Annotated in this window: 2 protein-coding genes; both read left to right on the top strand. The window is 24.8% G+C overall.

All coding sequences use genetic code 11. From position 1 onward, the window contains the following. Positions 1-334 precede the first annotated feature (334 nt). Complete coding sequence (locus tag AlmWB_RS01290) at positions 335-2,920, top strand: valine--tRNA ligase (RefSeq protein ID WP_320408639.1); 2,586 nt, start codon at positions 335-337, stop codon at positions 2,918-2,920. Between the two features lie 64 nt (positions 2,921-2,984). After that, positions 2,985-3,277, top strand: a 293-nt coding sequence (locus tag AlmWB_RS01285; protein WP_239682428.1) for an alpha/beta hydrolase, incomplete at its 3' end; no start/stop codon positions are given.

Raw genomic sequence — 3,277 nt, 5'->3', positions numbered from 1 at the left:
AATTTATATAATAAAAAAACCATATTATTTTTTTATTATATAATATATTGTTGGTTGTAATATAATGTTTTGTATAAGAATCATTATATTTTGTTAATTTTTAATTACTTTTGATGTATTTGTAATTTGTCTTATATTTTTTTGTGCTTTAAATTATATGTTGATTTTTTTTGTTTTATGTTAAAATTAATTATCTTAAAATTAATAAAAAAGTTTACTATAGTGTAAAAATTCCATATTTTTGGATTCAAAAAAAATTACTATTCTAGAGATTTTGAAGATTAACTAAATAATTATAAATAATGTTATCAAAAATAGGAATAAAAATAAAATTATGATGCATTCTAAATATGATTTTAAATTAATAGAAAAAAATAGATATCAAAAATGGCTTCAAAAAAATTATTTTCAGACGGAAAACAATTCTCAAAAAGAAGCTTTTACAATTGTAATTCCTCCACCGAATATTACAGGTAAATTACATTTAGGACATGCTTGGAATAATACTTTACAAGATATTATTATTCGTCGTAAAAAGATGATGGGTTTTGATGTACTCTTTTTGCCAGGAATGGATCATGCTGGAATAGCAACTCAAAGTAAAATTAAAAACCAACTCACAAAAGAAGGATATATTGATTCTAAAAAAATAACAAAAGAAATTTTTTTAAATCATGCTTGGGAATGGAAAGAAAAATACGCTAAAAATATTAGATCACAATGGGCTTCTTTAGGGTTAGCTTTAGATTATAATTATGAAAAATTTACTTTAGAACCAGATTTAAATCAAGTAATAGAAAAAGTTTTTATTCAATTGTTTGAAGAACAATTGATTTATCGTGATTATAAAATTATTCATTGGGACCCTGTTTTACAAACTACTTTATCTAATACAGAAGTTAAATATGAATTGGTTCAAGGTCAAATGTTTTATTTGAAATATTTGTTAGTTCAGGAACAAGATGTGAAGGATAATGATTTTGTTGTAGTTGCTACTACAAGACCTGAAACTATTTTTGTAGATCAAGCATTAATGGTACATCCACAAGATAAAAGATATCAACATTTGATAGGTAAAAAAGTTTTAATTCCTGACACAGATATTGTTATTTCTATTATTGGTGATGTTTCAGTCGATCAACAATTTGGAACAGGAATTTTGAAAGTTACTCCAGCGCATGATGAAAATGATTTTAAAGTTGGCAAAAAACATAATTTAAAAGCTGTTTCTTGTATTAATCCAGATGGTACAATGAATGAGTTAGCAAAAGAATATAAAAACTTAAATCTTTTAATTTGTCGTAAAAAAATTATTTTCACTTTACAGCAAAAGAATTTATTACTTAAAATTGAAAAACATTTACATAATGTTGGTTTTTCCATTATTTCGGGAGCTAGAGTTGAACCTAGATTATCTTTACAATGGTTTTTTAAAACCAAAGCACTTGCATCTTTTATTTTAAAACAACATAAACTTCGTTTTTTTCCTAAACGATTTTTAAAAATTTTTAACAATTGGTTGCAAAATGTTGAAGACTGGTGTATTTCTCGTCAAATATGGTGGGGTCATTCTATTCCTGCTTGGTATAAAGGTGATGAAATCAAAGTTCAAAGTACATGTCCAGGACCAGGTTTTCATCAAGATTCAGATGTTTTAGATACTTGGTTTTCCTCTTCCTTGTGGCCTTTAAGTACTTTAGGTTGGCCTAATATTAATACTACTTTTTTTCAAAAACGTTTTCCTATTAATGTATTAGTTACTGGTTATGATATTTTAACTTTTTGGGTATCAAAAATGGTTTTACAAAGTACTCATTTAACACAACAAATACCTTTTCATGATGTGTTATTGCATGGATTAGTCACAGATACACAAGGACAAAAAATGTCGAAATCTAAGGGCAATGGCATAGATCCTCAAGAAGTGATTGAACAATATGGTGCTGATTCTTTAAGGTGGTTTTTGACTACTAATGTTGCTTCAGGCGCTAATTTGTCTTTTCATCAACATAAGATTATTGAAAGTTATAATTTTATCAATAAATTATGGAATATTAGTCGCTTAATTATTTTAAATGTAAAAACAAAAGAAACGAATTTTCAATTAGAATTTTTAAGTTTACCCGAAAAGTCTTTATTAACTCAATTTTTTCAATTAATGGAACAAATCAATCCGTTGTATGAAAATTACGAATTTAATATTATAGGAAAAGTTCTTTATAATTTCGTTTGGGAAGATTTTGCAAATTGGTTTTTAGAATTTGTGAAAAGTTTTTTGAAAAAAGATGACCCAGAATTTTTAAATTTACATAAATTTGTACTATATATGTTTCAAAATATCTTAAAGTTATTACATCCTTTTATTCCTTTTGTGACTGATGCTATTTATGAAACATTAGTGCCGAATCAGTCTATTTTACATACTGAATGGCCTGTTGTTAGTTATTATGATGTACAATCTTTAACTACTTGGACCAATGTTAAGAATTTAATCATTCAAATGCGTCGTTTTCGACAAAATTATCTTATGAATTCACAACAATTATTACCTTTATACATAGAAGCTTCAGAAGATAAAAAATTATCTATAATGAATCTTCAAGAATTGTTAAAAAATTTTTTGAAAGCTTCCGAATTATATTTTAAAAAAACAGTTTCTAATATGCAATATGTTTTGTTATTTGCAGAAAATCATATATCACTTTTTTTAGATAAAAAAATTTTCGACAATATTGATTATCATAAAAGACAACAAAATTTTACGCAACAAAAAACAAAACTTTTGTTCGAAATTAAAAGAAGTAAGAAAATTTTAAGTAATAAATTATTTTTACAAAAAGCAAGTGCTTCCAAGATTCGAGAAGAACAAGATAAATATCAAAAATATTGTCATCAATATGACAAATTAATGAAAGGTTAATAATAACCAATAATATTATTATTTTTGTTTTGGTTATAAATATAAATGTTTGGCAATTATGTTTATGAAAAATCATTTTTGTTATTATAGAATTATAACTGTCAACAAACCTAAAGCGAATTTAATTATAGTTCATGGTATGGGTGAAAGCTCTGATGATTATTTACATTTAGTGATTTTTTTTAATAAGTTGGATTATAATGTTTTGTTATATGATGTCAAAGGACATGGCAAAAGTAGTGGCGCTAGAGGTGATATTACTAATTTTAATATTTGGATCGATGAATTAAAAAATATTGTTGATTTAATAAAAAGCAAAAATTCTTTAAAAATTTTTTTAATTGGTCATAGTATGGG

The sequence above is a fragment of the Candidatus Phytoplasma phoenicium genome, from assembly GCF_001189415.1.
Lineage (GTDB): Bacteria > Bacillota_I > Bacilli_A > Acholeplasmatales > Acholeplasmataceae > Phytoplasma > Phytoplasma phoenicium.
Note: the sequence above shows the minus strand (reverse complement) of the source record. Positions and strands in the feature narration are given on the sequence as shown.